Source organism: Komagataeibacter oboediens (genome assembly GCF_003207815.1).
GTDB lineage: Bacteria > Pseudomonadota > Alphaproteobacteria > Acetobacterales > Acetobacteraceae > Komagataeibacter > Komagataeibacter oboediens.
In genome coordinates this window covers 1-4,722 of the sequence record NZ_NKTX01000116.1, presented here as the reverse complement: position 1 = coordinate 4,722, position 4,722 = coordinate 1, and the positions used below count along the sequence as shown (strand labels likewise).

Below are 4,722 nucleotides of genomic sequence, written 5' to 3'. Positions count from 1 at the left end.
CGCCGCATACCGTTTCCGCGTAACCTTGCCCATAAAACACGTCCTCGTTCAGGCCAGATGATAGCTTATCGCCCTGTCCGAAAAATGGGGACCACTTCTATGGCCGCCATCAAAGAGATACTTCCCACTTATCAGACCAAGCTCCAGCGCAGGTTTACCCGGCTCAAGGCGAACATTATCAGATTCAATGTTCTCACCTCCGATATGCGGCATGTCGCAATAAGGCGACTCTGTCGGATCAACTTGGCCAGAGGAAACCTCCACGATCTGACTGAGCTTTCTTTCTTTCCAACTCCGCTTTCCCTCGAACTCAGGAAAGCGGAGGCGGGGTTGGGTTTCGCCTTCCTGGGGGAAAAGCTGCTGTATCAGGCCCTTCTTGTGAGCCCTCAGCGCTTCCACCTTCCGCCCCTGCGCGGCAATCAGCGCGTTCACCGAGTCCAGGCAGTCGGCGATCTTTTTCTGTTCGTTCTTGTCTGGTCGCCAAACTTCAGTCGAAAGAAATTGAGTGACGGAGATGTTAAAACGACCTGCTCTCGCCCCCTCGTTGATTAATCTACCCAACGCCGGATCATGGCTTCCAGATTCAAAATACCACTCCCAGAATACTGGGTTCTCATCCGCATGAAAGCAAAAGCACTTGTAGATAGGCGAAACGATCCCACCCGGATACTTGGAAAGTCGTTTGATTGTTCCGAAGGATGAAGCCTTGGTTGTCCGGTCGTTGTAGACAAAGTCATTTCGGTGAATTTTCAGGTAGCGTCCTGTACTGTCTCCGGCGATTTTTTTGCCGAAGTAGTCACTTTGCAGTACGAGGCCATACTCTCCCGATAGACTCAGAACGCTGTCGGCGTCTTTTGCTGTCGCCCTCTCGGTTACAGGCCGAGCAAGTTTCCGGAGATGGGTTGCCTTCCATCCTTCAAAACCATGGAACTCGGGAAAACGTAGCGTGGGCGTTGCTATCGAGTTGCCGCCATCCTGCGTTGGTGAAGATTTCGATTTACTGCTCATAAGCGCTGAGCCCCGAAATCTCGCGCCCACCGGCACGCTTCAACAGAAGCGGCATCAGGTCGGCCATCAGGTCCAGTTCCTTCACCCTGCGCGTTTTCCAGTTCAGGCCGAGGGGTTCCATCAAATCGGTCAGCGCCTCACCATCAAAGATCATGCGTTGCAGGATGGTGTCGACAAAGTCTTGCAGCGCCTCAGTGGCTAGCCCGTGCTTACCAGCGATCCCTGCCAGTTCCGCCGCGTTCTTTTCCCCCTTGAAGCGGCTGTAACCGTCTCGGATGGCCTTTTCGCTTAAGCCCTCGCCCGCCTTTAGTGTGGCGATGTAGGCGGCGATATCCTCACGCTCGTCCAGGAACTTGGCATCGGACTGGATCAGGCCGATCAGCTCCTCGCGACTCATCTTCTGCTTGCCGGGCGTTGCCTCGGAATAGCGGGTGATCAGGCCCATGATATAATCATAGTCGATGACGGTAGATGCAAAGAGGACGAACTCGAAATCTAACTGGTCGGCTTCGGGCGTCGGCTTGTCCGCGCCCTTGCCCTGTTGCGCCCGAAGGCGTTGGGCCGTTTCGAGATAGGCGCCGCGGAAGCCGAGAAGGTTGTCGCGCGGCAGGACCTGTTCGATGGTGGTGCGGTTCTCTTCGGTCAGGTCGGTGTACTGGTCAAGCTGGGTCTTAAGCCGCTGGACCTCCTTGAAATGCTCGATGAAGGCCGCGCGGGCGGCGTCGCCCTTGAGGTTCGGCACGGCATCGGGGGCGCAGTCGAGGCCCTGTGATTTCATGTAGGTGTCGAGCTTCTGGACGGCAGTTTCCAGCTTCTGAATAACCATGGGTGCCTTGTCGACCAGCCAGATTTCGCGAGCCTTTTCGGCGGCCGCCTCGCCGGAGAAGAGGGCGATGGCGGCATCGACCGCAGTCTGCTGTTGGCGGAAGTCGAGGATGTTGCCATAGGGCTTGGTGGCGTTCAGCACGCGGTTGGTCCGCGAGAAGGCCTGGATCAGGCCGTGATGCTTGAGGTTCTTGTCGACGTATAGGGTGTTCAGGAATTTGGAGTCGAAGCCTGTCAGCAACATGTCGACGACAATTGTGATGTCGATCTTGTGGTGTGGTGCATTGGGATAGGCTTTCCGCAGGTCAGCTTCGGGCCATTGCTGGTCTTTGATACGCTTTTGCACATCCTGATAATACAGGTCGAACTCGCCGATCTTGTGGTTTGTGCCGTAGTTGGCGTTGTAATCCGCGAAGATCACCTTGAGCGCCGCCTTCTTTTTCTCTGGCTCAACCGCGTTGTCTTCCTTCTCCGTCGGAAGGTCTTCCTGAATCTGCTTTACGTCAGGATCGCCCTCGGCAGGCGGAGAGAAAACGCAGGCGATGTTCAGCGGCTGAAAACTGGGATCAGCGGCCTGCTTCTCAGCTTGTATGATCTTGAAAAGCCCGTGATATTCGATGGCGTCATTGATTGATGACGTGGCAAGCAACGCGTTGAACCGGCGCTGACCGGTGGCCGCGTCGTGCTTGGACAGGATTGCCTCGATAATCGCCCGCTTTGCCAGCGGCTCGCCCGGTTTGGGCAGCGTCTTGCCCTGCGGCTTGAAGTAGTCGACATGGAACCGAAGGACATTTCCGTCCTCAATGGCGTGGGTGATGGTGTAGGTGTGAAGGCGCTTCTGGAAGAGGTCTTCCGTCGTCTTCATACTCGCCTGTGTATCTTCGATCTTTTGCTGTACAGCGTTCTGCTCAAAGATGGGCGTTCCGGTGAAGCCGAAGAGCTGCGCCCGCGGGAAAAACTCCTTGATGGCCTTATGGTTCTCGCCGAACTGCGACCGATGGCATTCGTCAAAAATGAAGGCGATGCGCTTGTTGCGCAGGGGTTCAAGCTGTTCTTTGAAGCTTTTCTTGCCGTCTTTTTTCTGCTGCCTGTTGCGCTTGCTGTTTTCATCCAACGCAAGGCCAAGCTTCTGAATCGTGCAGACGATGACCTTATCGGTATAGTCGTCGGAGAGAAGGCGCCGGACGAGGGCGGCGGTGTTTGTATTTTCCTCCACGCAACCTTCCTGGAACCTGTTGAACTCCTCGCGCGTTTGCCTATCGAGGTCCTTTCGGTCCACGACGAAGAGGCATTTTTCGATGTCAGGATTGTCTTTCAACAGCGTGGACGCCTTGAAGGAGGTGAGCGTCTTGCCACTGCCCGTTGTGTGCCAGATGTAACCATTACCGCAGTCCTGAGCGATAGAATTGACAATCGCTTTCACGGCGTAGACCTGATAAGGCCGCATCATCAGAAGCTTCTGCTCTCCTGCCACCAGAACCATGTAACGGCTGATCGTCTGACCGAGGGTACATTTGACGAGGAAAGTCTCGGCAAAGCTATCGAGGTGAACAATCTTTTTGTTGTCTACATCGGCAAACTCGTAGACCGGCAGAAAGCGCTCCTCAGCATTAAAGGCGAAATGGCGCGCATTGTTGTTCGCGAAATAAAATGTCCGGTCCCGGTTGCTAACGATGAAGAGCTGGAGAAAGCACAAGATCGTCTTGGTATACCCGTTCCCAGGGTCGTTCTTGTATTCGACGATCTGTTCCATGGCACGACGCGGGTTTATGCCGAGGGTCTTGAGTTCAATCTGAACGACGGGCACGCCGTTTATCAGGAGAATAACGTCGTAGCGATGGTGGCTGTTGTCTGTGTTGATGCGGAGCTGGTTGACTACCTCAAAGGAATTCTTGCACCAGTCTTTGATGTTGACGAGCGTGTAGTTCAGCGGCGTCCCATCATCACGGGTGAAACTGTTTCGCTCACGAAGGATACGCGCGGCCATATAGACATCTGGCGTGACGATTTCGTCCAGCAGGCGTTGAAACTCTGCATCGGTTAGGTTCACCCGATTCAGGGCTTCGAATTTCGCCCTGAAGTTTGACTCTAGAGAAACTCGGTCACGGATATCAGGTCGATACTCGTATTTGAGGCTCTCCAATTTAGCCACAAAGGCCTCTTCAAGATCGCGTTCGGCCTGACCTGTTGGCATCGGAGCACTCATGATTGCGGCGTGTCGTTCGCATTTCGGTCGCGCTTCACGCAGCCCATTTCGATACCTCTCAATCGGTCATATTCCTCGACAGCCATTACCACTACAACTGGCCTTCCATGTTTAGCCACAGCCACGGGCTCGACACGGGCGAGGTCGATAAGTCGGCCGAAGCCGTATTTGGCATCTTTTGCACTTAATGTTTGCATCGACCTGCCTCAATCGGGGACAAGGTATTTTATGGCCATTTTGGCCAAATGGGCAATAGGGTGTTGCCCTATATCATGCTGGCTCTCCAGCAGAGCTCACGGCTCGCCCTAACTTGCACTATGGCTTGATGCTCTACTCGTGTGGAAAAGGAACGCCCGTTCCTCGCCACCGCACTGTCGCAATATCGAGCTGTGTCCCTCTCTTCCGGTAACTACGGGCGCACATGCGCCTTGCCTCACCGAAAACTTTCTTGTGTGGGAATGTGTGCTATCGAATATAGACCTTGGACTTGCAGCGACAGAGTTGGGGCGCGCAGCGGTCGTCACACATAGTCGAACGAACGGCAGAAAACATGTCTGGGCGCTCCAAACCGGACCTTCCTTTTACCTGAAGGGTTTCGGGCGCCGCGAGGCGTACGAAAGTCTGGGAAGACCGAACCCGCGACACCGGGACTCAGTTATGGGGAATTTGCAACTGGCGCTACC

General features: G+C 54.7%; 3 protein-coding genes. All 3 read right to left on the bottom strand.

Annotated elements, in window-relative coordinates:
* Positions 1 to 48: 48 nt before the first annotated feature.
* Genes CFR80_RS19050 through CFR80_RS16965 form a run of 3 tightly spaced genes read right to left on the bottom strand, consistent with a single transcriptional unit; the run spans position 49 to position 4,236 of the window.
* Positions 49 to 1,008 carry a restriction endonuclease subunit S domain-containing protein gene (locus tag CFR80_RS19050; RefSeq protein ID WP_146221692.1) on the bottom strand — a complete coding sequence of 320 codons (960 nt, stop codon included), beginning with the start codon at positions 1,006 to 1,008 and terminating at the stop codon, positions 49 to 51.
* Positions 998 to 4,027 carry a type I restriction endonuclease subunit R gene (locus CFR80_RS16970; protein ID WP_110507768.1) on the bottom strand — a complete coding sequence of 1,010 codons (3,030 nt, stop codon included), beginning with the start codon at positions 4,025 to 4,027 and terminating at the stop codon, positions 998 to 1,000. The genes CFR80_RS19050 and CFR80_RS16970 overlap by 11 nt, the downstream gene beginning before the upstream one ends.
* 8 nt (positions 4,028 to 4,035) lie before the next feature.
* Positions 4,036 to 4,236, bottom strand: a complete 201-nt coding sequence (locus CFR80_RS16965; RefSeq protein WP_110507767.1) for a type II toxin-antitoxin system Phd/YefM family antitoxin — start codon at positions 4,234 to 4,236, stop codon at positions 4,036 to 4,038.
* Positions 4,237 to 4,722 lie beyond the last annotated feature (486 nt).